The sequence below is a fragment of the Prevotella sp. Sow4_E9_plate genome (assembly GCF_052116205.1).
Taxonomy (GTDB): domain Bacteria; phylum Bacteroidota; class Bacteroidia; order Bacteroidales; family Bacteroidaceae; genus Prevotella.
Genome location: NZ_JBQKLN010000132.1, coordinates 1 through 652 on the forward strand (window position 1 = coordinate 1; position 652 = coordinate 652).

Here is a 652-nt window from a genome sequence, read left to right on the forward strand (position 1 = left end):
ACTCAAATGACAGGGTGAGACTCGTTTATCTGGATAAGAATGGTGAAAACAAACACCCTCCGCTTACCCAATATCTCATCAATACCCTGATTCCTGAAGAAGAGATAGTGAACTTTGGCATTAGAAACCTGATGATTGCCCGACCTGTAATCAGCATGATGGGCGTTGGCGGTACTCTTATTGCACAAGCCAATCAGGATATTGCCAATGGTAAGATTCATAACTTCTTTACCCCGTATGACAATCTTGGTATGGATAATCCGATGTCAGGAGTCTATGTGCAGGCTTTCAACGAGGCTTTCGGAACCAACGACAGGGCTGTTTATATCTCCGAACCTAAGGGAGATGAGAATGTAAGATGGAGCAAGGAGAATGGATTCAGATATCCGCTGGTAATATTCTGTCATGGATACCTGGGCAACTGGCAACTCTATCAGGGTATCTGGAAGGATCTGAACAACTGCATCGTGCTGAGCATCGGTACTCGCAGCATGAGCGGTATCTTCACAAATCATGATATCAATGAGATTTTCAGCTATTACATACCTTCCCTGGAGCGAATGGGCTATCACATCGACCACCGTCAGATTCATCTGATGGGGCTTTCAAATGGAGGTAGTGCGATAGTGGCAACCATGCACTCATCCCATGC

General features: G+C 45.4%; 1 pseudogene. It reads left to right on the top strand.

The annotated features are described in order from the left end of the window. Nucleotides 1-652: pseudogene (locus ACTQ53_RS17560) on the top strand (alpha/beta hydrolase); the annotation flags it as partial.